Raw genomic sequence first — 21,072 nt, forward strand, 5'->3', positions numbered from 1 at the left:
CCACTCCCTGTATTCAGCTGGTACTGAGGAGAAAGGCTAGCGGTCCCAGCGTCACGAAGACGCCTACGACGACGGCGATCACAGTGCTGAAGATGTCGTCGGTGCGGCGCAGGATGCGAACCAGGGCCACCAGACCGAGGATCACCACCATCGCCAGGGCCAGCGCCACCCACGGCAGCGTTTCCCACATCGTCTCGAAGCCCTTGAACAGCAACATGCCCGCGACCGCCGCACCCGCACTCTGCGCGCCCAGGATCATCCACTGGCGGCGGTTGTCGTTTTCGCCGCCGCCGCGCGCCATGCTCGAAACACGGGCGGCGCGGCTCGCTACCGACCCGCCCGCGCGATTGCCCGACAGCCGGCTCTCGGCCCGCGACTCGGCGCGGCCCGTGGTCTTCGCCTTGCCTCGGCCTGCCATCTTCGACTTGGCCCGGTCGGCCATCTTCGACTTGGCCCGGTCGGCCATCTTCGTCGCGGCCGCTTTGGTCGCGGCGCGCCTGCTCGCCCTGGTCGGCTTCGGTTCGTAGTCGTCGTCGTCGTCGTAGTCGTCGTCATCGTCGAAAGCCGCGTCGTCGTCGTAATCGGATTCGGCGTAGTCAGCGTCGGAGTAGTCGTTGTCGGCGTAGTCGCGGTCGACGTAATCGGACTCGGCGTAGTCGTCGGTGTCCTCGTCATCGGCCTGGTCCGCGCCGACGCGATAGACAATCTCGGTGTGCGCGTCGGCGTCGGGGCCACGATCGGCCCGCTGCCGCAGCAGATCGCCTGCCACCGACTGCCCGGACACCAGCGGCTGCTCCTGGCTGACCGGCGACCACGCGGCCGTCGGGAAACCACCGCTCTCCGGTGCGGGCGCGGTCTTGTCCGGGCGATGCCTGCGCGCCGACCACGACGGCAATCCACCGGACTTCGGCTCCCCCCGCCTGCGATCCAGCGACGGGCGTTGATCCGCTGCCGGTGGGGCATCGGCGCCCGGCGCCAGGTTGTAGGCCTGCGTGGCATCGGCATTCGGCGGATACCCGTTGAACCCCGGTGCCGGTGGCTGCCCGTTGAAACCGGGCGTCGACTCGGGGAGCCCGTTACGGCCCGACCCGTTGAAACCGCGCGCGGGCTCGGCTCCCGGCCGCCCGTTGGCGTCCGGCGCGGGCCTGCCGTCGAACGACTCGCCCGGTCGGCCGTTGAAACCCGGCGCGGGTCGACTGTCGAAGGCGCCCTGGCGCTCGTCGTAGCCCGATCCGGAGCGGCTGTCGAAACCCGGGCCGATATCGGGAAGATCGGCCAATCCGCGAGACGACTGCCCCGGACGACCCATGAATGCCTGTGGCGCGTCGATACCCGCCTCGTACAGCGGCGCGTCGAACGACGGACGGCCCGGTGCCGGGCTGGCCTCGATGGCCTCTTCCGCAGCTTCGGCGGCCCGCCTGCGCGCCGCCCGTCCACCGGTGACCGGCGGCGGCGGCTTCGGCGGCTCTGGATACGGGGCGACCTCGGGCTCTTCCGGCCGATGCCGTCGGCCGCCACCGACCGCGGGCAGCGCACCGGAGCCGAACATCTCGGCGATACCGGGATCGACCGGCTGCGCGGGGCCGCCCGGCACACCGAGCCGACCCGGACCGCGTCCCGCACGGGAGCTGGTATCGCGGGCCTCGGCCCGGAACGGCCCGAACGGATCGGCGGCCGGTCGCTGACCGAGTGGATCGGGCGCGGAGTACCCCGCGTCGGGGTCGAATCGGGTGATCGGGCCCGACATCGGCGAGAACGCCGGTTCAGCCGGACCGGGCGGCGGGTAGGGCGCGGGCTGGTAACTCGCGGGCGGTTCGTAACTCGGCGCCGGCTCCGGCTCGTAGGTCGGCGCGGGCAGATAGGCGGGCGATGGCTCCGGCGCGGGCGGGGCGGGCGCGGCATGCGAGTTCGGCTTCACCGCCGCGTTCTCACCGGTCAGATCGTTGACCGAGACCCCGCGCCCACTGCGTCGCCGTCGTCCGCCGCCGCCGGAGGCAGCGGGTGCGGCCCCCTGCGCGGCATTGCGAGCAAGCAGCTCGGCGACCGATAGCTGCTTCGAATCCTCACTGCTCATGCCGACTCCACTTCCGCGACGGGCGTGACCGGCGGTACCGCGGCCGGTCCACCTCCGTTGGGCTCGGAGTCCAGTTTGCGCAAAATAAGGCCTTCGCGCAGCGCCCATGGGCAGATTTCGATGCTGTCGAGCGATAACGCCCGCATACTCGCCTCCGCGACCAATGCTCCGGCCACCAATTGCTGGGACCGGTCCGAACTCACGCCTTCCAGTTCCGCGCGGTCGGAGGCGGTCATCCGGGAGATGAACGCGATCAGCTGGCGCAGACCGGAGCTGGTGAGTGTACGTCGCACCCGTGGGCCCGCGGCCGAGGGTGCCGCGCCGGTCAGCCGGGCCAGTGAACGGAATGTCTTCGAGGTGCCGACAGCCAGGTCGGGTTTTCCGGGCTCGATGAGGGTCTTGGACGGGACAACCAGCTCGGCGTCGAGCCAGTCGCGCAGGACCGCGATCTTGCGCTTGCCCGGCGGGTCGTCGCGCAGCCACTCCCTGGTGAGCCTGCCCGCACCGAGTTGCAGCGACAGCGCCACATCGGGCTCCTCGTCGCCGCCGTTGGACAGCTCCAGCGAGCCGCCGCCGATATCGAGATTCATGATCCGCCCCGCGCTCCAGCCGAACCAGCGGCGCACCGCGAGGAACGTCAGACGGGCCTCGTCCTCGCCGGTGAGCACCTGTAGATCGACCCCGGTCATGGACCGGACGCGAACGAGCACTTCCTCGGAATTGGTCGCCTCACGCAGCGCTGAGGTGGCAAACGGCATCAGCTCGACGCACCTGGAATTGCGTGCCAGATCAGCGAATTCGAGGATGGTCGCGATCAGTCGCGCCTCGCCCTCCTCGGTGATCCGGCCCATCGAGTCCATGCTCTCCGACAGGCGCAACGTCGACTTCGACGAGCTCATCGGCATCGGGTGGCCACCACGATGGGCGTCCACCACGAGCAGGTGGACGGTATTGCTTCCGACATCGAGAACACCAAGCCGCACACGAATACGGTACTTGGTGATCCGGTACAGCAGGCCAGGCGACTGAACTGTTAGCGTCAAGAGTTGTGACCGAAGGCGCAGCTGGCACCCCGGAGACCGGGCTCCGACCTGGGCGAAAGATCGATCCGACCCCGGAAGTCGAGCTCGATTTCCCACGGGAGTGGATCGAGTTCACCGACCCAGCAAACGACGAGCACCAGATCGTCGCCGATCTGACGTGGCTGCTGTCGCGCTGGACGTGTGTGTTCGGCACGCCCGCCTGCCAGGGCATCATCGCCGAACGCCCCGACGACGGCTGTTGCTCGCACGGCGCGTTCCTCGCCGACAAGGACGATCGCAAGCGCCTCAACGGTGCTGTGAAGATGCTCACACCCGATGACTGGCAGCTGATGGGCGAGGCCACCGAGAACGGCAAGGTCGTCAAGAAGGGTTACCTCGAACTCGACGAACTCGAGGACGAACCCGCCCTGCGCACCCGCCGCTTCGACGGTGCCTGCATCTTCCTCAACCGCCCCGGTTTCGCCGCGGGCCCCGGTTGCGCGCTGCACATCATGGCGGTGCGCAAGGGCATCGAACCCCTCGAGGTGAAGCCGGACGTGTGCTGGCAGCTGCCGATCCGGCGAACCCAGGATTGGGTGGATCGCCCCGATGGCGTGCAGATCCTGCGCACCGTGGTCACCGAATACGACCGGCGCGGCTGGGGCCCCGGCGGCCTGGATCTGGATTGGTACTGCACCGGCTCCCCCGACGCCCACGTGGGCGCGAAGCCGGTCTGGCAGTCCTACGGCCCGGAACTGCGTGAGCTGCTCGGTGCACCCGCCTACGACGAACTCGCCCGGCACTGCCGCCGGCGCGAGGGTCTCGGCCTGGTCGCGGTGCATCCGGCGACGGTCGAAGCCGAGCGGATGAACCCCGAATCTCACAGTCCGAATCACCCGGAGTGAAAGCCTCGTAACCTTTCGGTTCATCTGTAGGTCGTGCATCCGTCACCGAACTCGGGTTGGATAGCTGCTCATGTCCAAGAAAGCGATCTACGCCGCGACCCTCGCGATCGGCGCGACCCTCTCCATGACCGGCCTGGCCAATGCCGAACCGAACGGCGATCCGGCGAAGTACGCGGACTTCACGGCCGAATTCGTGACCTACACCGACCCCGCGGCGATCGACGCGGCCAAGAACGGCAAGTACATCATCGTCTCCACGATGGGCACCTCCTCCACCATCGCCTGCCGCGGCACCGGCACCGACGTGCCGATCTACGACTGCATGCAGGAAGACGCCTACGGCTGGGTCTCCCTCAAGAAGATCGAAACCCCCCTGGGCACCGCCTGGAGCGCAATTTAAGGACCCCCGCCCATGAACGAAAGGGTCCCGTCGGAATTCCGACGGGACCCTTTCGTTGGGAGAGGTAATCAGGCTTCGAGCTTGTAGCCGAGGCCTCGAACGGTGACCAGGTGTTCCGGCTTGGCTGGGTCGGCTTCGATCTTCGAGCGCAGGCGCTTGACGTGGACGTCGAGGGTTTTGGTGTCGCCTACGTAGTCGGCGCCCCACACCCGGTCGATCAGCTGTCCACGGGTGAGTACGCGGCCGGAGTTGCGCAGCAGGTACTCGAGCAGGTCGAACTCCTTGAGCGGCAGGGTGACCTGCCCGCCGTTGACGTGCACGGTGTGGCGGTCCACATCCATCCGCACCGGGCCGGCCTCCAGCACGCCGTTCTCGCTGCCGGAGTCCAGCTCGTCACCGGCGCCGCGGCGCAGCACGGCCCGGATCCGCGCGATCAGCTCGCGGGCCGAGTACGGCTTGGTGACGTAGTCGTCGGCGCCCAGTTCCAGCCCCACGACCTTGTCGATCTCGCTGTCGCGCGCGGTCACCATGATCACCGGCACACCGCTGCGCGTGCGCAGCTGCTTGCACACGTCGGTGCCGCTCATGCCGGGCAGCATCAGGTCGAGTAGCACGATATCGGCGCCCGAGCGGTCGAATTCGGCCAGCGCGGACGGGCCGTCGCCGACGACGGTGACGTCGAAGCCTTCCTTGCGAAGCAGGAACGCCAGCGGCTCGGCCAGCGAATCCTCGTCTTCGACGATCAACACACTCGTCATCTGCGTGCCTCCACACCGTTCGTTCGTCCCGCGAGAGTGCGCGGGACGGTGGTTTCTCTCGTGGTGGGCTCCGGCGTCTGTTCCGCGTCCTCGTCCCCATCGGTTTCCAGATGGGCGGGGATGCGCAGCGTGAACGTCGAGCCGGTGCCCAGTTTGCTCCACAGGGTGATTTCACCGTTGTGATTGGCCGCCACGTGTTTCACGATGGCCAGGCCGAGCCCGGTGCCGCCGGTCGATCGGGAGCGGGCCTTGTCGGAGCGGAAGAACCGCTCGAACACCCGTTCCTGGTCTTCCTTGGCGATCCCGATGCCACGATCGGTGACCGCCATCGCGACATGATCGCCGCGCAGCGACCGGCTCACCGACACATGCGAACCCTGTGGTGAATACGCGATCGCATTCTCCACCAGATTCGACAGCGCGGTAACCAGCAACGTTTCGTCGCCGAGCACTTCCAGCCCACTGGGCCGGTCGGTGCTGACGGTGATGCCCGCGGCCTCGGCGGCGGTGCGCGAGCGGTCGACCGCCTGCTGCACCACCGTGTCGACGTCGACCACGGCCAGATCGGGCAGTTTCTCGGCGCCCTGCAAGCGCGACAGCGCGATCAGCTCGGTCACCATCTTGCCGAGGCGCCGCGATTCGCCCAGCACGCGCGAGCCGAAGTGGCGCACGGCCTCGGGATCGTCGGCCGATTCCAGCATGGCCTCGGCCAGCAGGCTCATCGCGCCGACGGGGGTCTTGAGCTCATGGCTGACATTGGCGACGAAATCGCGCCGCGTCGCTTCCATGCGGGCCTGCTCGGAATCGTCGTCGGCGAACAGCACGACGAAGCTGGTTTCCTCGCGGGACAGTTTGCGGGCCACGCCACGCACAGCGATCCGGCCGCGACCGGGTAGCGGGTTCTTGGCGGTGAGGTCGTATTCGGTGGATTCGCCGGTCGCGAGGACCTTCTCCACGGCCGCCCACGCGCGTTCGTCGAGCAACCGGTTGCGGACCAGGCCGAGTTCCTCGGCGCGCGGATTCACGAGCACCACATCGCGGTATTCGTCGACCACGGCGATGCCGGACTCGGACGCGAGCACGATCAGGTCGAGCACCTGCGACATGGTCAGCCCGGTGTCTTCCTGGGTACGGGCGGCCTGCCTGGCATTGACGAACGGGATCAGCAGGCCCCCGACTGCCAGCCCGACGACAGCCGCGAGGACTGCCAACAGCACTGCCTGCGGAACACTCACAAGATTGATCGTACGAGTGCGGGCGGACATAACGTCGGCGGGTCGACGAAGTTTCGCGCAGGTCACAGGCACTTGGTATGGCGTTCTTTTGCCGTTCACCCGGCAGGCACCTGAACCTCCGCCGGGCGTGTCAGTCCGGCGGTTCGCCGTACATCGCGATGGTCACCGCGGGTCCGTGCCGGTGGACCCATGCGCCGAGCGCATAAATCGGAACGAGCAGATCGCGGCCCGCTTCGGTGAGTTCCTATTCGACTCGCGGCGGCGATTCGGGGTACCGGCGCCTGCGTACGAGCGCCATCCGCGCCATCCGCCGCAGCGTCTGCGTCAGCATCTTCTGGCTGATCCCGCCCGCACCCGCGAGAAGTTCGCTGTGACGTAGCGGACCATCGCGGGAGCAGGTACACCAGCACCGAATGGCGCTGCCGCTCTTGCGGCAGCGCCAGGGAAACCGACTACGCCGCGATCCCGAGTCCCAGCGCCACCGCGACCGGCACCAGGTACAGCACCGGGAACGCCACCGTCTTGTACGACCGCGCCCGCAGCACCGTCAGCACCGCACCGGCGAAGTACAGAATCAGCCCGATCGCGGCGATCACCCCGAGCACCGGCACGAACAATCCCACCAGCAGTCCCACCGACCCGAGGGCCTTGGCGATCCCCAGCGGCGTCCACCAGTTCTGCGGGACGCCGTATTCCACCAGCGGCTCCACCACGAACGGCGCGCGGCGCAGCAGCGAGAACGCCGAGAAGCCCACCCACAGTGCGGCGACGACAGTGACGATGACGTAGGCGGTGAACATGTGCGTAACTCCTTCGGCAGCCGCGCGTTTCGCGGTATCTACCGAGGTGACGACACAGCCGCCGCGAGTGTGACATCACCCGGACAGCACAGCGGCCCCACACCGTCGGACGGTGTGGGGCCGTGGGAAATCAGTTACTTGCCGCCCTGGCTGGCGACCGCGGCGGCACCGGCGGCAGCGGCAGCCGGGTCCAGGTATTCAGCGGCCTTCACCGGACGCAGGTTCTCGTCCAGCTCGTAGACCAGCGGAATGCCGGTGGGGATGTTCAGGCTGGAGATGTCGGAGTCGGAGATCCCGTCGAGGTGCTTGACCAGCGCGCGCAGCGAGTTGCCGTGCGCAGCGACCAGGACGGTCTTGCCGGTGAGCAGTTCCTTGGAGATGGTGTCTTCCCAGTACGGGACCATCCGCTTGACGACATCGAGCAGGCACTCGGTCTCGGGGACCTCGATGCCCGCGTAGCGCGGGTCGCCTTCCTGGCTGTACGGGTTCTCGGGCTGGATCGGCGGCGGCGGGGTGTCGTAGCTGCGACGCCACAGCATGAACTGCTCCTGGCCGTACTGCTCGCGGACCTGCTCCTTGTTCTTGCCCTGCAGGTCGCCGTAGTGGCGCTCGTTGAGGCGCCAGTCGCGCACGACCGGGATCCAGTGCCGGTCGGCGGTGCCGAGGGCGTTGTCGGCGGTGCTGATCGCGCGGCGCAGCAGCGAGGTGTAGACGATATCGGGCAGGATGCCCGCCTCTTTGAGCAGCTCTCCGGCCCGTTTACCCTCGGCGATGCCCTTGTCGGTGAGTTGCACGTCCACCCAGCCGGTGAACAGGTTGAGGGCGTTCCATTCGCTCTCGCCGTGGCGCAGCAGCACGAGGGTGTAGGTCATAGGGGCCATTCTGACATTTCGCCGATGTCAGGCCCACTCCACCTCGTCGAAGCCGATGACGATCTCGTACGGCCCGCCTTTGACCAGCGCGTCGACCTGTAATCGCGACGCCACCGAGTCGACTTCGCGCACTACGGCGCACACTCCTTGGAACGGACCCTCCGGAATATGGACGACATCGCCCGGCACGTAGTCGGCAGCCACCTCATCGAGGCTACGCCCGCCCACCGCAACCTTCCCTGAACGCGCCCGAGGACCCTTGAAGTCTCCGCTCTGGTTGCGGGCCGTCCCGCTTCTGGACTGAGTGGAGGGTGCGACGAAGGAGTGCCCGGAGGGAGGGAAGAAGTGGGACCAGGGGCCCGCAACCCGCGGCGCCAGCCGCAAATCTATTCAGCCGCGAGCACCGCCGCCCCGACCAGCGTGGCGCCCTCGCTCAGCGTCGACGGTTCCACCGCAAGATCCCGGACGAACTCGAGCCGCGCATGCCTGGCGACGGCCGCGCGCAACGGCCCCCACAGCGGCTCCCCCGAATGCGCGAACCCACCGCTGATCACCACCCGATCCACATCCAGCAGCGCGGCGGCCGACGAGATCGCCTGCCCCAAGGCGGTTCCCGCACGAGCCATGGCGGCGAGCGCGATCGGGTCGCCACGGTGCGCGGCCTCGGCGAGCTCCACCCCGCTCTCGCCCACCCAGCCACGCGCACGCGCCCACCGCACCGACGACATCCCGCTCGCTACCGCCTCCACGCACCCGACTCCCCCACAGGGACACGCGGTGTCGTCACCGGGCACCACGATGTGCCCGATGTGACCGGCATTTCCCGTGCGCCCCATCACAACTCGCCCATCGGCGACGATCCCCCCACCGACCCCCGACGACACCGTCATGGCCAGCCCGTTGTCCACCCCACGCAGCCCGCCGACCCGATGCTCGGCCAGCGCCAGACACGCACCGTCGATCGCCAACCGCACCACCGCGGCCGGGAACAGTGCCCGCACCTGTTCGACGATCGCGAACCCGTCACGCCACGCCGCCAGATTCAACGGCCTGATCACCCCCGCGGGCACATCGACCGGACCCGCCGATCCGATCCCGACCGCACTCACCTCGTTGTCACTTGCCACAGCGACCAGCAGGCCCCGGCACACCGCCCATGGATCGTCCGAAGCCGCGGCCGCCCGGCGCACCGCGTGCAACCCGTAGTGCGGGTCCACAAGTCCCGCGGCGAATTTCGTCGCCCCGATATCGAGCGCAAGTACCGCCATCACCACTCCCTACCTGCCGCGCCGGGCTACACCCGGTCCCCCTGCTGTGAATCATCACAGCATGTGGCACGCGACACTTTGACTACCGATCGGTACAAATCACAGGCTTTCGTTAGATACTTCGACACGGGTCGGGTCGTTCTCGTTGGGCAGCACTACTGTTGATGAAGGAAAGCTGTGTCGAAAATCGCTGTACTGGTGTTGAGTCTGCTATCGGTGGGCTTGTTCGCCGCACCCGCGGGCGCGAACCCGCTGTATCCGACGCCTGATCCGGATCCGTTCTTCCACGCACCGGCTGACATCGCCGCGCTGGCACCCGGCGACGTCGTGCGAACCCGCCACATCGACACCTGGATGTACCCGGGCACCGAAGGCCACCAGGTCGCGTTCCGCTCCACCAACTCGACCGGCAACGCGATCATGGGCGTCACCACGGTGCTGCTGCCGATCGGCGTGAAGAATCCGCCGCTGGTGTCCTACCAGGCGCTGATCAACTCCATCGGCACCCGCTGCAACCCCTCGCAGTCGCTGTTCAACGGCGAGCTGCAGGACGCGCCCGGCGCCATGCTGCCGTTGGCGCGTGGCTGGGCGATCTCGGTGCCCGATTACCTTGGCCCGACGGTGGCCTACGGTGCGGCCAAGCTCAGCGGCATGGTCACCCTCGACAGCGTGCGTGCCGTGCAGAAGGTCGCCGAGCTCGGTGTCGGCAACTCGCCGGTCGCGATCGCCGGCTACTCCGGCGGCGGCATGGCCACCGCATGGGCAGGCGCGCTGCAGCCCACCTACGCACCGGAGCTGAAGCTCGCGGCCGTGGTGTCCGGCGGTATCCCCGCTGACCTCGAATTGATGGCCGACGCACTCGGCTTCGCGCCGCACCCCGGTTTCGGCCTTGCCTTCGCCGCCGCGATGGGCATCGAGCGCGAGTACCCCAACAAGGTGCCGGTGTCGGATCAGCTCAATGAAAACGGCCTGTGGTTCCGTGAATTCACCAAGGACGCCTGCCGTCGCTTCCTGCTGTTCCACGGCATCACCCGCAACGCCGAACAGATGGCGGCGTCCAAGGAACTGATGAACAGCGAGGTCGCCCGTGGCGTCCTGCGCGAGAACAGCCTCGTGCACTTCCAGGGCGCGCCGACCGCACCCACCTATATCTGGCAGGGCAAGTACGACATCCTCACCCCGTACGCGCCGGTCGCCGAGACCATCGCCCGCTGGTGCGGTCAGGGTGCGCCGGTGCAGCTGAACACGGTCGAGATCTCCGAGCACATGACCGCCGCCGTGGCGGGCTTCCCCGATGCCTGGAACTACGTCGAGGCCCGCTTCCGCAACGAACCGGTACCGACCAACTGCTGAGCTGAAAAATGATGCCGGGCAGGAACTCTCCTGCCCGGCATCGTTGTTCTCAGACCTTGTCGGCGTCGTCGATGATGTGCTCGAAGGCGCGCAGGTTCTGCAGCGACTCACCGCGCGAGACCCGCCACTTCCATTCCTTGCGAATGGATTCGGCGAACCCGAGCTCGAGCAGGATGTTGAAGTCGGCGTCGACCGCTTCGAGGGTCTGGCCGAAGATCCGGTCGAGTTCGTCGGCGGTGACCGACTCGGTGGACATGCGGCCGACCAGGTAGATGTCGCCGACATTGTCGAGGGTGTAGGCCACCCCGTAGAGGCGGCGGTTGCGGCGCAGCAGGTATTTGTAGACGCCTTCGAAGTTCTCGTCGGGCTTGCGGCACACGAACGACTCGATGCGAACCCCGTGCTTGCCCACGGTCAGCATCACCGAGGTCTTCAGCTTGCGCTCACCCGGCAGCACCACGATGAACGTGTCGTCACCGTGGCGGGTGTATTCGATCTCGCGATCGCGCAGTGTGTCGTCGATAACCTGTGAAACGGCGCTCACCTGCGCACTCCCGTCCGGCGCCGCATCAGCGCCCGCGATCTGGCCTGCCTGGTCTCGCCCGCGTGCAGGGCGATCGGACCGCGTTCGGCGCGGAATCCGGCCATCGCGGCAGCGTAGCTGTCGAGCAGGCCGTCGGCGGTGTGCGCCCAGGAGAACCGGCTCGCGTGCTCGACGGCGGTGGTGCCCATGCGGGTCAGCCGGTCGGGGTCGTCGAGCAGGGCGGCCAGCGCGTCGGCCCAGTCGGGTGTGCGATGCCCCGGCACCAGCAGGCCGGATTCGTGGTTACGGACCGCGGTGCCGAGACCGCCGACGTCGGCGGCAAGCACCGGAGTGCCGCTGGCCTGCGCCTCGATGGCGACCAGGCCGAAGGATTCGTTGTAGCTGGGCACGGCCACCACATCGGCCGCGCGGTACACCTGCACGAGTTTGTCGGCGGGCTGCGGCGGCAGGAACGTGACCCGCTCGGCGATGCCGAGGTCGGCGGCCAGTTCGATCAGCGCGTCGGGCCTGGCCAGTCCGGTACCGGACGGTCCGCCCACGATCAGCACGCGCAGCTTGCGGCTCGGATCGCGGCTCAGGAGCTCGGCCGCGGCCCGGACGAGCACATCGGGGGCCTTGAGCGGCTGGATCCGGCCGATGAACGCGACGATCTGCTCGTCGGCGCGCAGACCGAGTTCGGTGCGCGCGGCGAGCTTGTCGCCGGGCCGGTAGCGGGTCAGGTCGGCACCGGGCGGCACCACGTCGATGCGGTCGGGCGAGGCGCCGTAGAGGTCGACGAGCTGACGGGCTTCGTCACCGGTGTTGGCGACGAGCCGGTCGGACTCGGCGATCACCTGCTTCTCGCCGATCACCCTGGTCTCGGGTTCGGGGGTGTCACCCTCGGCGAGCGCGGCGTTCTTCACCGCGGCGAGGGTGTGCGCGGTGTGCACCAGTGGCACCCGCCAGCGGTCGCGCGCGAGCCAGCCGACCTGGCCGGAGAGCCAGTAGTGCGAGTGCACGAGGTCGTAGTGGCCGGGCAGGTGCCGCGCTTCCTGCCGCAGCACCTCGGCGGTGAACGGACACAGCTGGGTGGGCAGCTCCTGCTTGTCGAGTCCCTCGAACGGCCCGGCAACCACGTGGCGCACGATCACGCCGGGTCCGGCCTCGGCGACCGGCGGCAGCTCCGACGAGGTCGCGCGGGTGAAGATCTCCACCTCGGTGCCCCGTTTGGCCAGCTCGAGCGCGGTGTGCAGCACGTAGACGTTCATCCCGCCCGCGTCACCGGTGCCGGGCTGCGCCAGCGGTGAGGTATGCACCGATAACACCGCGATGCGATGGGGCAAAAGATCGGGACGACGCTGGCTCACACCCTCCAGTGTGCACGCCGCGACGCCGCCACCGTTGCCCCTACCGGGTTCGGTGACGGCTGTCACAGCGCAAACGCGTGTGAGTTCACGTACTCGTCGCGGTCGAGCCTGCCCGATCCGGCGCCGGAGCGCGAGCGGATTTCGGCCGTCACTCTCGGTGCAGCGCTGCCTCGAACACGGGCCACGATTTGTGCATGTCCTGCTCCCAGTAGCCCCACGAATGGGTGCCGTTGGGACGCAGGTCCACCGTCGCGGGGATGCCGAGCGACTGCAGTCGGTCGCGCAGCTGCCGGGTGCACAGATTCGTGACGGCCTCGAGCCCGGCGCCGAACAGCAACTGCATCGGGTCCATCCGGGCGCCGATGTTGTCGTGCGGGCCGGGAATGCCGGTCCCGGAGGAGATGTAGACGTCGGTGCCGCGCAGCGCTTCCGCGTGCAGGTAGGGGTCGTTGGCCGACCACGCGGGATCGGTGGGCGGGCCCCACATATTGGCCGCGTTGCCGAGCCTGCTGCCCACCACGGTCCGCACAATCGCTTGTCCGCGTGGATCACTCGTGCGCACGCACCCGCTGTAGGAACCGATCGCCCGGTACAGCCCCGGTTCCGACAACGCGAGCTGGAACACCGAGGTCCCGGCCATCGACAGGCCCGCGATGGCGTTGGCGCCGGTGCCGTCGAACTCCTCGTCGATCACGGGCGGTAGCTCTTTGGTGAGGAAGGTGGTCCACCGCTGCTTGCCGAGCACCGGGTCGTCGGTCCGCCAGTCCGCGAAATAGCTTCCGGCCCCGCCGAACGGGATCACCACATTGACCTGTTTGCCCTTGAAGAACTCGACCACGTCGGTGCGATCCAGCCAGTTACCGTCGCTACCCCCGCCGACCCCGTTGAGCAGATACAGCGTCGGCGCCGGCTCGTTCGGATCCGCGGCCCGCAACACCCGCACCCGGGTGACGATGTCCATCGCCGGTGAGTACACGCCCACGTCGATGGTGCGATCGGGCTCGACCCGCTGATCCTCGATCCGCGCCGCGCCCGGCTCGGCACCCGCGGGCACCCCGACCACGACACCGGCCAACAAGCCCAGCACGGCCACCGCAACCCGTGCGCCCACTGCCCGACCAAACATCATCGAACTCCGTTCTCGACGCCGAATCCTCTTCTCCACATACGATCCAACGACATTCCAGAACGCTACACACGAATTCAGCGGAAGTATGTGACGATTCCCAGAAGATTTCCCGAATTCTGTACGCGCGGCCCAAGTAGTTCTCCGGAGCAATCACAGCACAATCACATCAGCGCCGCATACCAATCACGCCATGGCTCCTACCTGGGCAAATACACCAACGAGTCGAGCCATGCCAACGCGAACAACCGGCATACTCCGTCGGCACATGTAGACCAATTGGACCCCACTGTCGACGCGCCGAATTGCGAACAATGACGCAACCCGCCTGCGAATTTTTTCACAAAGGGAATCGCCACAATCGGCACGAAGCCATAGACGAGCGTCCGACACGGGGCCTCCCAGCGCGACCGCCTGCCCAAGACCTGAGGCAGCAAGCACGAGGAGACGCGCGTCACAGTCGGCGCGGCGATGAATCCCGGCGCGAGCCACCGTCTTCCCCAGTGAGCATGCCGAACGCGGCGACGTGACCGACCTGCGCTACCAACTCGCTTGTCCCCCAAGCACTTCGAGCATCGGAGAACCCCAGAATGTACACTCGCTCCCGGTCCGTGATCGCGTTGACAGCTGTGGCCATGTCCGCCCTACTGGTCAGCGGATGCGGAAACAACGAGACAACCTCCGGCGCTGCTACGTCGGAGGTCAGGTCGGCCGCGGCCGATCAGGCCTCCGCCGACGGCAAAGGCCGCTACGCCGAGGTCAACGGCGGCAAGACCTACTACGAGATCCACGGCACCGGACAGCCGCTGATCCTGTTGCACGGCGGCCTGTCGGGTGCCGAATCCACCTTCGGCGCACTGATTCCCGAGCTGTCCAAGACTCGTCAGGTGATCGCCGTCGAACTCCAGGCGCACGGCCACACCCCCGATAGAGACCGCGCGATGACCTACGAGGCCATGGCCGACGATGTCGCGGCGTTGATCACCCACCTGAGGCTCGGCCGAACCGATGTCCTCGGCTACTCCCTCGGCGGTGGGGTGGCGTTGCAACTCGCTACCCGCACACCGGATCTGGTCGACCAGCTGGTCATCTCGTCCGCCCCGTTCCGCTTCAACGGCTGGCTGCCCGAGACCCGTGCGGGCATGGCCGCCATGAACCCCGACGCCCTGCGCGAGAGCCCGATGTATCCGCTCTACACCAGCGCCGCACCCGACCCGGCAGGCTGGACCGGGCTGGTCACCAAGACCCGGCAGCTACTGACCCAGGACTACGACTGGACCGGGCAGCTGGCCCGGATCCAGGCGCCGACGCTGGTCCTCGCGGCCGAATCCGATGCGCTGTCCCGGGAGCACGCCGTCGAGATGGTCTCTTTGATCAATGCCGACAAAGCGGGGCAAGCTCGGCTCGAGATCGCCCCTGGCACTACTCATTACGACGTTGTGTACCGGGCCGATCTGCTGCTGCCCCCGCTCACCGGGTTCTTGGACTCGACCGTCCGCTGACCCGTTCCGACCAGGCTGTCAGCCCACGCCGAGAGCTCGGGCGAAGGGCGGCCAGGAGCGATGCAGGTCGTCGTTCCAGTAGCCCCAGGAGTGAGTTCCGTTGGGGCGCAGGTCGACCGTGGCGGGAATATCCAGGTCGCGCAAGCGGGTGCCGAGTTGCTGGGTACACAGGGCGGTAACCGCGTCAAGGGCGCCGCCGATGATCAGCTGGTCCAGCAGTTTCATCGAATCACCGTGCAGCCCAGGCCCGTTCACAGTGTCGAGCGAGCCGGGCAGTCCGGTGCCGGAGGAAACGTAAATGACCAGGCCGCGCAGGCGTTCCGCGTGCAGAAAGGGGTCGTTGGCGGCCCAGAGCGGGTCGCTGGGTTGTCCCCACATGTTCACCGGGTCACCGTTCTGGCCGGAGACGACGGTGTTGACGATGGCGTGGCCCTGCGGACCGCTGGTGGAGACGCAGCCACTGTAGGAACCGACAGCTTTGTAGAGCTGGGGTGCCGCGAGCGCCAGTTGAAAGGCCGCGGTGCCCGCCATCGACACGCCCGCAATGGCATTGGCGCCGCTGCCGTGGAATTCGGCGTCGATGACGCGGGGTAGCTCGCGGGTGAGGAAGGTGGTCCAGCGCTGGCGGCCGAGGACGGGGTCGTCGGCCCGCCAGTCGGCGTAGTAGCTACCCGCGCCGCCGATCGGCATCACGACGGTGACCTGCTTGCCGGCGAAGAAGGGGTCGGCATCGGTGCGGGTGAGCCAGTTGCCGCCGTCGCGCCAGTCACCGGTGGGGCCCGCGCCACCATCGACGCCGTTGAGCAGGTACAGAACTGGCGCGTTCGCCGAGCGATCGGGCGCGGGCAGCACCGCGACGGTCACCGATTTCGCCATGGCGGCCGAGTGCACCACCAGCTCGACGACCCGGCCGGGACCGGGCGCGACGGAAATGAGCCGCGCGGCGTCGGCGGCCGGGCTCGCTCCGGCAACCGGGGTGGCGCACGCCAAGCCCGCCACGAGAACCAGCACACATCGCGTCAAGACGCTCATGCGCCACCTCCATGCCCGGCCGCAGGACAAGGCCGTCGACTCAGAGTAGGTCGCACTCACCTGACCCGGACATGTTTCTGAAACATTACCGATTCAGAGCAAACGAGGGTGCGCCGACCTCACTCCAACGCGTCGATAAACGCGCTGACCTCGGCAAGGAAGCGCGGGCGGTCCTCGATGAACAGGCCGTGCTGAGCGCCTTCCCAGAACGAACCGCGGGCGTCAGGGGCATTGTCGAGGATGTATTGACCATTGGCCGCCGGGACCACCGGGTCATCGGTGCCGTGCAGCACGAGAACCGGAACATCCAGGGCACGAAGGGTTTCGGTGTTGTCGATCGTGCGGTAGAACAGCGCCTTGCGTACCGAGGGCGGGGTCGCCAGACTGCCGCCGAACAGCCGCTGCGCATCGACACCCTTGTCCTCACCGGGCCCGGTATTGGCATTGCCGAACACCGCGAACGCGCGCACCGCCCGCCCGGCAGCCTCGTCGAACACGCCCGGAATCGCTTTCTCCATCGCGGGCCCGGGCGCCGCACCGGGCACATCGCGGCCGATATGCGCGGGCGCACCGCAGTAGACGACGCCCGCGACCGCCGAGGTGCCGTAGGTGGCGAGGTAGTCGGTGGCGACGATCCCGCCATAGGACCACCCGAGCAGCACCGCCCCGGCGTCGACACCCTCGGCGGCCAGCACCGCGGCCACATCGCCCGCCCACGCCTTGGGGTCGTCATAACCGGCGCCGGGATCGTCGGAGTACCCGTGCCCGCGCAGGTCGACCGCGATCACCCGATACCGCTGCGCCAGATCATCCGCGGCCGCACCCCAGCACCGCAGATTCCCGGCCCACCCGTGCAGGAGCACCAGCGGCCTACCGGAACCGCTCACCCGGTAGACGATCCTCGTTCCATCGGCACTGACAGCATCGCGAATAGCCATACCGACAGGCTAATCGGCGCAGTCGCGAAGCGTTCCTCGGCTGCGCATGGCCCCCTAGCGTCACCGTGATCGGAGCCATGGCGACCGGAAATACCGGGCGAATAAGATCGACAAACATGAGCATTCGCACCGCCGTCGTTACCGGAGCCAGCTCGGGAATCGGTGAAGCCACCGCCCGGGAGCTGGCCAAGCAGGGCTATCACGTCTATGTGGGTGCCCGCCGGTTCGACCGGGTGCAGCGCCTCGCCGCCGAGATCGGCGGCACCGCGATCGAACTCGACGTTACCTCCGAGGAATCGGTGCGCGCCTTCACCGACGCGATCGACCACGTCGACGTGCTGGTCAACAACGCGGGCGGCGCGAAGGGCCTGGCCCCGGTCATCGACGCCGACCTGGACGACTGGCGCTGGATGTGGGAGACCAATGTCATCGGCACCCTGCGCGTCACCAAGGCACTGCTGCCGAAACTGATCGCGTCCGGCGACGGCCTGATCGTCACCATCACCTCCATCGCCGCCCTGCACACCTACGACAACGGCTCCGGCTACACCTCCGCCAAGCACGCCCAGGCTGTCGCCCACCGCACCCTGCGCGGCGAACTCCTCGGCCAGCCGGTCCGCCTCACCGAGCTCGCCCCCGGCGCCGTGGAAACCGAGTTCTCCCTGGTCCGCTTCGACGGCGACGCCGACCGCGCCGCCAAGGTCTACGAAGGCATCGACCCCCTCTTCGCCCAGGACATCGCCGAGATCGTCGGCTTCGTAGCCAGCCGCCCACCCCACGTCAACCTCGACACCATCGTCGTCAAACCCCGCGACCAGGCAGGCCCCGGCTCCTTCGCCCGCCGCTCCTGACTCCGTCGGCAGTTGGCTCCACTCGAGCCGTTTCCCCAGTTCTGGACCGCTACCGCCCCCTAAACGTGAACCTCGTCACTATGTTCGTTCGAGCTATCCAGGCGCGTCGATCACCCACGAAGCCGAGCCGGGGGCCAATTCGCGGGCGCCGTAGGCAGATCCAGGATCGATCGCCGTTCGGGTGGCGGGGTCGGTAGCGGGTATTGATACTGGGAGCGAGTCGCTCGGGCGTTGCCGTGAATTCGCCGTGCCGAGCGACCGGCCGTTAACATCGCCGTTTGCCGTTAGCCAGTCATAGGAGTAGAAGTTCGATGCTCGGTATCAAGTCCGTTTTCAGTGGGTTCAAAGATTTCCTGATGCGCGGGAACGTCATCGACCTCGCGGTCGCGGTCGTGATGGGTACCGCGTTCACCGCGGTGGTCACCGCGTTCAGCAAGGGGCTCATCAACCCGCTGCTCGCGGTGTTCGGCTCGACCAATGAGCTCGGCCTCGGTGTCCAGCTGATCGCAGGCAAGCCGGCGACGTTCATCGCGTTCGGCCCGATCATCACCGCGTTCATCGACTTCTTCATGGTCGCCGCGGTCCTGTACTTCGTGCTGATGCTGCCGATGAAGTCGCTGAAGAACAAGTTCGGCACCACCAAGGACGCCGAGCCCACCGAGACCGAGCTGCTCATCGAGATCCGCGATCTGCTGGCCAAGCAGCAGGGTCTGACCACCGACGAGACCGTCGAGCTGAGCAAGGAACGCGCGAGCCAGTCCGTCGAGGCGTAGTCGCCCGATCCGGCTGATCGACGTCACGACGAACCCCCGACCGGCATGGTCGGGGGTTCGTCGTTATCCGGAGCGGTTCACGCGAATGCCGGGGTCTTGGCCGGCCAGCGGGGATGGTCGGCGTCGATGACGTAGGAGTGGGTGTGCTGGAAGTGGCGGGGGCCGATCTGGATCGCGTCGACCAGGATCGCCGGGTCGACCGAGCCGAGTTCGTGGACGTGGGTGATCTCGGCCGGGTCGTGGCGGGGCCACAGCCGGATCGCCGCGGTGGCGCCGAGGGCGGCGATCACGGCGAGGGTTGCCCAGGTGGCGGTGAAGCCCGCGGTGGTGGCCAGCCAGCCGGTGATCGGGTAGGTGATCAGCCAGGCGAGGTGAGACAGGGAGAACTGTGCCGCGAACAGGGCGGGGCGGTCCTGGGCGCGGGCGGAGCGGCGCAGGACACGGCCGGTGGGGGTGAGGATCAGGGCAGTGCCCGCGCCGATGGTGGCCCAGGTGGTGAGGGCGGCGGGCCAGTGCCACTCGCCGGTCGGCATGGTCGACAGGACGAGTGCGGCGGTGAGGCCGGCGAGGAGCACAGCGGCGCCGGTGAGCATGACCGGGCGCTCGCCGCGGCGGTCCAGGATCCGGGGCAGGGTGAGGGCGATGAACATGGTGCCGAGGCCGTTCGCCGCCAGCAGTAGCGCGACGCCGGACTGATTGCCGCCCAGCACATCCCGCGCGTAGTTCACGGTGTTGACCATCACCACCGAGCCCGCGGCGGCGACCACCAGGTTCAATCCGAGCAGTCCACGCAGCCGCGGAGTCGCCGCGAACAGTCGCAGCCCGGCAACGAGCCGTTCCTTGATCGCGCCATCGCCGACGACCGCGTTCGGAATGCGCGCGGCCAGCACCAGGGCGACCGACACCGCGAAGCCGACGCCGGTGCCGACGAACAGCCAGTGGAAACTGATCAAGCTCAGGGCCAGCGCCGCCAGCATCGGGCTGAGCAGCGTTTCCATCGTCGCCGCGAGCTGAGCGGCCGACAGCGCCTTCGTGTAGTCGCGTTCGTCGGGCAGGATGTCGGGCAGCACCGCCTGGTAGGTGGGGGTATAGGCGGCCGAGGCGATCTGCAGCAGGGTGATGAGCACGTAGATCTGCCAGATCTGGTCGACGAAGGGCAGAGCCAGCACGATCGCGCCACGAATACCGTTGAGCGCCATCAGGAATTGCCTGCGCGGCAGTCGGCCCGCGTAGGCGCCCGCGATCGGCGCGACGGTCACGTAGGCGACCATCTTCAGCGTCAACGCGGTACTGAGCACGATGGCCGCGTTCCCGCCCGCCAGTTCGTAGGCGAGCAGACCGAGGGCCACGGTGGTGAGTCCGGTGCCGAACAGAGCCGCGACCTGGGCGGTGAACAGCAGTCGATAGTCGCGGTGGGCGAACAGTGAGGTGGTCATGGAACTGCCCTTTCAAGACTGCTTATCTGCGTATGAATGCAATAACCAGCATAAGGCGGAGAGTATTCCCGCACCACCGAAATTTCCTTCGGCTTGACCTCGAGGACAGTTGAGGTAGGACGGTAGAGCGCAGCGGCGGCCGAGGGGCCGTCACCGACGAACAGGAACGTCATGAGCGCCACGGTTGACCACGTCCGAACCGCAGACAACGCAGACGCGCAGCGGTCCTCCGCGCACGGCCGGAGCGAAGGCTCGGGTACGCCCAACAGCCCGCTGCGGCTCGCGGTCGTCATCGGCAGCACCAGGGAAGGGCGCTTCGGTCCGACGATCGCGCACTGGTTCGTCCGGCAGGCGGCACTGCGCGACGCGATCTTCGTCGATGTCGTCGACACCGCGAGCATCGAACTGCCGCGCGCGTTCGGCGCCGCGAGCGACCACCCCTCCCTCACCGAGGCCACCGACAAGCTCGCGCGCGCCGACGCGTTCGTCGTGGTGACACCCGAGTACAACCACAGCTACCCCGGCTCGCTGAAGAACCTGATCGACACCCACCACGCCGAATGGCAGGCCAAGCCGGTCGGCTTCGTCTCCTACGGCGGCATCTCCGGCGGGCTGCGCGCCGTGGAACACCTGCGCCCGGTCTTCGCCGAACTCCACGCCGTCACCGTGCGCGACTCGATCTGCTTCCCGAACGCGTGGGGCCGATTCGACGAGGCGGGCGAGCTCACCGCCCCGAACGATGCCGACGCCGCCGCCGCGACCATGCTCGATCAGCTCACCTGGTGGGGCGAGGCCCTGCGCGCCGCCCGCGTTGCCAACCCGTACGGGAAGTGACCG

General features: G+C 67.8%; 23 protein-coding genes. 7 read left to right on the forward strand and 16 right to left on the reverse strand.

Going from position 1 to position 21,072, the window contains the following annotated elements; genetic code table 11:
* Positions 1 to 13: 13 nt before the first annotated feature.
* Together ACFWO8_RS04045 and ACFWO8_RS04050 are read right to left on the reverse strand one after the other, a co-directional pair.
* On the reverse strand, positions 14 to 2,074 hold the full coding sequence (locus ACFWO8_RS04045) for a hypothetical protein (RefSeq protein ID WP_378941328.1): 2,061 nt from the start codon (positions 2,072 to 2,074) through the stop codon (positions 14 to 16).
* Positions 2,071 to 3,057 (reverse strand): hypothetical protein, encoded by a 987-nt coding sequence (locus ACFWO8_RS04050; RefSeq protein WP_378941331.1) that lies wholly within the window; start codon positions 3,055 to 3,057, stop codon positions 2,071 to 2,073. The genes ACFWO8_RS04045 and ACFWO8_RS04050 overlap by 4 nt, the downstream gene beginning before the upstream one ends.
* 65 nt (positions 3,058 to 3,122) lie before the next feature.
* Between ACFWO8_RS04050 and ACFWO8_RS04055 the strand changes: the two genes are divergently transcribed.
* Together ACFWO8_RS04055 and ACFWO8_RS04060 are read left to right on the forward strand one after the other, a co-directional pair.
* Positions 3,123 to 4,001 (forward strand): hypothetical protein, encoded by an 879-nt coding sequence (locus ACFWO8_RS04055; protein WP_378941336.1) that lies wholly within the window; start codon positions 3,123 to 3,125, stop codon positions 3,999 to 4,001.
* A gap of 70 nt (positions 4,002 to 4,071) precedes the next feature.
* Positions 4,072 to 4,401 carry a hypothetical protein gene (locus ACFWO8_RS04060; RefSeq protein WP_378941341.1) on the forward strand — a complete coding sequence of 110 codons (330 nt, stop codon included), beginning with the start codon at positions 4,072 to 4,074 and terminating at the stop codon, positions 4,399 to 4,401.
* A gap of 68 nt (positions 4,402 to 4,469) precedes the next feature.
* On the opposite strand, the gene ACFWO8_RS04065 is transcribed toward ACFWO8_RS04060, so the two are convergent.
* The 7 genes from ACFWO8_RS04065 to ACFWO8_RS04095 all read right to left on the reverse strand — a co-directional run bounded on the left by ACFWO8_RS04065 (position 4,470) and on the right by ACFWO8_RS04095 (position 9,334).
* Entirely contained in the window at positions 4,470 to 5,159 is a 690-nt protein-coding gene (locus tag ACFWO8_RS04065) for a response regulator transcription factor (RefSeq protein WP_056814516.1), read from the reverse strand.
* Complete coding sequence (locus tag ACFWO8_RS04070; RefSeq protein WP_378941346.1) at positions 5,156 to 6,394, reverse strand: sensor histidine kinase; 1,239 nt, start codon at positions 6,392 to 6,394, stop codon at positions 5,156 to 5,158. The genes ACFWO8_RS04065 and ACFWO8_RS04070 overlap by 4 nt, the downstream gene beginning before the upstream one ends.
* A gap of 244 nt (positions 6,395 to 6,638) precedes the next feature.
* Positions 6,639 to 6,725 carry a winged helix-turn-helix transcriptional regulator gene (locus tag ACFWO8_RS04075; RefSeq protein ID WP_378943165.1) on the reverse strand — a complete coding sequence of 29 codons (87 nt, stop codon included), beginning with the start codon at positions 6,723 to 6,725 and terminating at the stop codon, positions 6,639 to 6,641.
* A 121-nt stretch (positions 6,726 to 6,846) separates the two neighbouring features.
* Positions 6,847 to 7,194 (reverse strand): DoxX family protein, encoded by a 348-nt coding sequence (locus ACFWO8_RS04080; RefSeq protein ID WP_378941350.1) that lies wholly within the window; start codon positions 7,192 to 7,194, stop codon positions 6,847 to 6,849.
* Positions 7,195 to 7,328: 134 nt separating this feature from the next.
* Entirely contained in the window at positions 7,329 to 8,066 is a 738-nt protein-coding gene (locus ACFWO8_RS04085; protein ID WP_378941359.1) for a phosphoglyceromutase, read from the reverse strand.
* A 27-nt stretch (positions 8,067 to 8,093) separates the two neighbouring features.
* Positions 8,094 to 8,270, reverse strand: a complete 177-nt coding sequence (locus tag ACFWO8_RS04090; RefSeq protein ID WP_170112119.1) for a hypothetical protein — start codon at positions 8,268 to 8,270, stop codon at positions 8,094 to 8,096.
* Between the two features lie 182 nt (positions 8,271 to 8,452).
* Positions 8,453 to 9,334, reverse strand: a complete 882-nt coding sequence (locus ACFWO8_RS04095) for an ROK family protein (RefSeq protein ID WP_378941375.1) — start codon at positions 9,332 to 9,334, stop codon at positions 8,453 to 8,455.
* Positions 9,335 to 9,511: 177 nt separating this feature from the next.
* Here ACFWO8_RS04095 and ACFWO8_RS04100 point away from each other — a divergent pair, with 177 nt between their 5' ends.
* Positions 9,512 to 10,687, forward strand: coding sequence for a lipase family protein (locus tag ACFWO8_RS04100; protein ID WP_378941384.1), 1,176 nt, complete (start codon positions 9,512 to 9,514; stop codon positions 10,685 to 10,687).
* A 49-nt stretch (positions 10,688 to 10,736) separates the two neighbouring features.
* Here the strand turns inward: ACFWO8_RS04100 and ACFWO8_RS04105 are convergent, their stop codons facing one another.
* From ACFWO8_RS04105 to ACFWO8_RS04115, 3 genes are all read right to left on the reverse strand, one after another.
* Positions 10,737 to 11,231, reverse strand: coding sequence for a YbjN domain-containing protein (locus ACFWO8_RS04105; RefSeq protein WP_378941389.1), 495 nt, complete (start codon positions 11,229 to 11,231; stop codon positions 10,737 to 10,739).
* Positions 11,228 to 12,586 carry a D-inositol-3-phosphate glycosyltransferase gene (mshA, locus tag ACFWO8_RS04110; RefSeq protein WP_378943170.1) on the reverse strand — a complete coding sequence of 453 codons (1,359 nt, stop codon included), beginning with the start codon at positions 12,584 to 12,586 and terminating at the stop codon, positions 11,228 to 11,230. The genes ACFWO8_RS04105 and mshA overlap by 4 nt, the downstream gene beginning before the upstream one ends.
* A gap of 139 nt (positions 12,587 to 12,725) precedes the next feature.
* Positions 12,726 to 13,703 carry an alpha/beta hydrolase gene (locus ACFWO8_RS04115; RefSeq protein WP_378943175.1) on the reverse strand — a complete coding sequence of 326 codons (978 nt, stop codon included), beginning with the start codon at positions 13,701 to 13,703 and terminating at the stop codon, positions 12,726 to 12,728.
* Between the two features lie 611 nt (positions 13,704 to 14,314).
* On the opposite strand from ACFWO8_RS04115, the gene ACFWO8_RS04120 reads away from it, so the two are divergent.
* Positions 14,315 to 15,205, forward strand: coding sequence for an alpha/beta fold hydrolase (locus ACFWO8_RS04120; protein WP_378941396.1), 891 nt, complete (start codon positions 14,315 to 14,317; stop codon positions 15,203 to 15,205).
* A gap of 18 nt (positions 15,206 to 15,223) precedes the next feature.
* On the opposite strand, the gene ACFWO8_RS04125 is transcribed toward ACFWO8_RS04120, so the two are convergent.
* Entirely contained in the window at positions 15,224 to 16,237 is a 1,014-nt protein-coding gene (locus tag ACFWO8_RS04125) for an alpha/beta hydrolase (RefSeq protein ID WP_378941404.1), read from the reverse strand.
* A 119-nt stretch (positions 16,238 to 16,356) separates the two neighbouring features.
* Complete coding sequence (locus ACFWO8_RS04130; RefSeq protein WP_378941412.1) at positions 16,357 to 17,175, reverse strand: alpha/beta fold hydrolase; 819 nt, start codon at positions 17,173 to 17,175, stop codon at positions 16,357 to 16,359.
* Positions 17,176 to 17,291: 116 nt separating this feature from the next.
* Here ACFWO8_RS04130 and ACFWO8_RS04135 point away from each other — a divergent pair, with 116 nt between their 5' ends.
* Both ACFWO8_RS04135 and mscL read left to right on the forward strand, forming a co-directional pair.
* Positions 17,292 to 18,026, forward strand: a complete 735-nt coding sequence (locus ACFWO8_RS04135) for an SDR family NAD(P)-dependent oxidoreductase (protein ID WP_378941421.1) — start codon at positions 17,292 to 17,294, stop codon at positions 18,024 to 18,026.
* Between the two features lie 311 nt (positions 18,027 to 18,337).
* Positions 18,338 to 18,799, forward strand: a complete 462-nt coding sequence (mscL, locus tag ACFWO8_RS04140; protein WP_378941428.1) for a large conductance mechanosensitive channel protein MscL — start codon at positions 18,338 to 18,340, stop codon at positions 18,797 to 18,799.
* Positions 18,800 to 18,876: 77 nt separating this feature from the next.
* Here mscL and ACFWO8_RS04145 read toward each other — a convergent pair whose 3' ends face one another.
* Both ACFWO8_RS04145 and ACFWO8_RS04150 read right to left on the reverse strand, forming a co-directional pair.
* Positions 18,877 to 20,235, reverse strand: coding sequence for an MFS transporter (locus tag ACFWO8_RS04145; protein ID WP_378941433.1), 1,359 nt, complete (start codon positions 20,233 to 20,235; stop codon positions 18,877 to 18,879).
* Positions 20,232 to 20,408: a hypothetical protein gene (locus ACFWO8_RS04150; RefSeq protein WP_378941436.1), complete on the reverse strand. Its 177-nt coding sequence runs from the start codon at positions 20,406 to 20,408 to the stop codon at positions 20,232 to 20,234. Before ACFWO8_RS04150 ends, ACFWO8_RS04145 begins: the two co-directional genes overlap by 4 nt.
* On the opposite strand from ACFWO8_RS04150, the gene ACFWO8_RS04155 reads away from it, so the two are divergent.
* Positions 20,407 to 21,069, forward strand: coding sequence for an NADPH-dependent FMN reductase (locus ACFWO8_RS04155; protein WP_378941440.1), 663 nt, complete (start codon positions 20,407 to 20,409; stop codon positions 21,067 to 21,069). The genes ACFWO8_RS04150 and ACFWO8_RS04155 overlap by 2 nt on opposite strands.
* The last annotated feature ends 3 nt before the right edge of the window (positions 21,070 to 21,072 follow it).

This window comes from Nocardia sp. NPDC058480 (assembly GCF_042720495.1).
Lineage (GTDB): Bacteria > Actinomycetota > Actinomycetes > Mycobacteriales > Mycobacteriaceae > Nocardia.

Coding starts and splice junctions, on each gene's coding strand:
- ACFWO8_RS04060 (WP_378941341.1), top strand. CDS start 4,072: ATGTCCAAGAAAGCGATCTACGCCGCGACCCTCGCGATCGGCGCGACC.
- ACFWO8_RS04115 (WP_378943175.1), bottom strand. CDS start 13,703: ATGTTTGGTCGGGCAGTGGGCGCACGGGTTGCGGTGGCCGTGCTGGGC.
- ACFWO8_RS04150 (WP_378941436.1), bottom strand. CDS start 20,408: ATGACGTTCCTGTTCGTCGGTGACGGCCCCTCGGCCGCCGCTGCGCTC.
- ACFWO8_RS04095 (WP_378941375.1), bottom strand. CDS start 9,334: ATGGCGGTACTTGCGCTCGATATCGGGGCGACGAAATTCGCCGCGGGA.
- mscL (WP_378941428.1), top strand. CDS start 18,338: ATGCTCGGTATCAAGTCCGTTTTCAGTGGGTTCAAAGATTTCCTGATG.
- ACFWO8_RS04125 (WP_378941404.1), bottom strand. CDS start 16,237: ATGAGCGTCTTGACGCGATGTGTGCTGGTTCTCGTGGCGGGCTTGGCG.
- ACFWO8_RS04065 (WP_056814516.1), bottom strand. CDS start 5,159: ATGACGAGTGTGTTGATCGTCGAAGACGAGGATTCGCTGGCCGAGCCG.
- ACFWO8_RS04130 (WP_378941412.1), bottom strand. CDS start 17,175: ATGGCTATTCGCGATGCTGTCAGTGCCGATGGAACGAGGATCGTCTAC.
- ACFWO8_RS04135 (WP_378941421.1), top strand. CDS start 17,292: ATGAGCATTCGCACCGCCGTCGTTACCGGAGCCAGCTCGGGAATCGGT.
- ACFWO8_RS04080 (WP_378941350.1), bottom strand. CDS start 7,194: ATGTTCACCGCCTACGTCATCGTCACTGTCGTCGCCGCACTGTGGGTG.
- ACFWO8_RS04145 (WP_378941433.1), bottom strand. CDS start 20,235: ATGACCACCTCACTGTTCGCCCACCGCGACTATCGACTGCTGTTCACC.
- ACFWO8_RS04085 (WP_378941359.1), bottom strand. CDS start 8,066: ATGACCTACACCCTCGTGCTGCTGCGCCACGGCGAGAGCGAATGGAAC.
- ACFWO8_RS04075 (WP_378943165.1), bottom strand. CDS start 6,725: ATGCTGACGCAGACGCTGCGGCGGATGGCGCGGATGGCGCTCGTACGC.
- ACFWO8_RS04045 (WP_378941328.1), bottom strand. CDS start 2,074: ATGAGCAGTGAGGATTCGAAGCAGCTATCGGTCGCCGAGCTGCTTGCT.
- ACFWO8_RS04155 (WP_378941440.1), top strand. CDS start 20,407: ATGAGCGCCACGGTTGACCACGTCCGAACCGCAGACAACGCAGACGCG.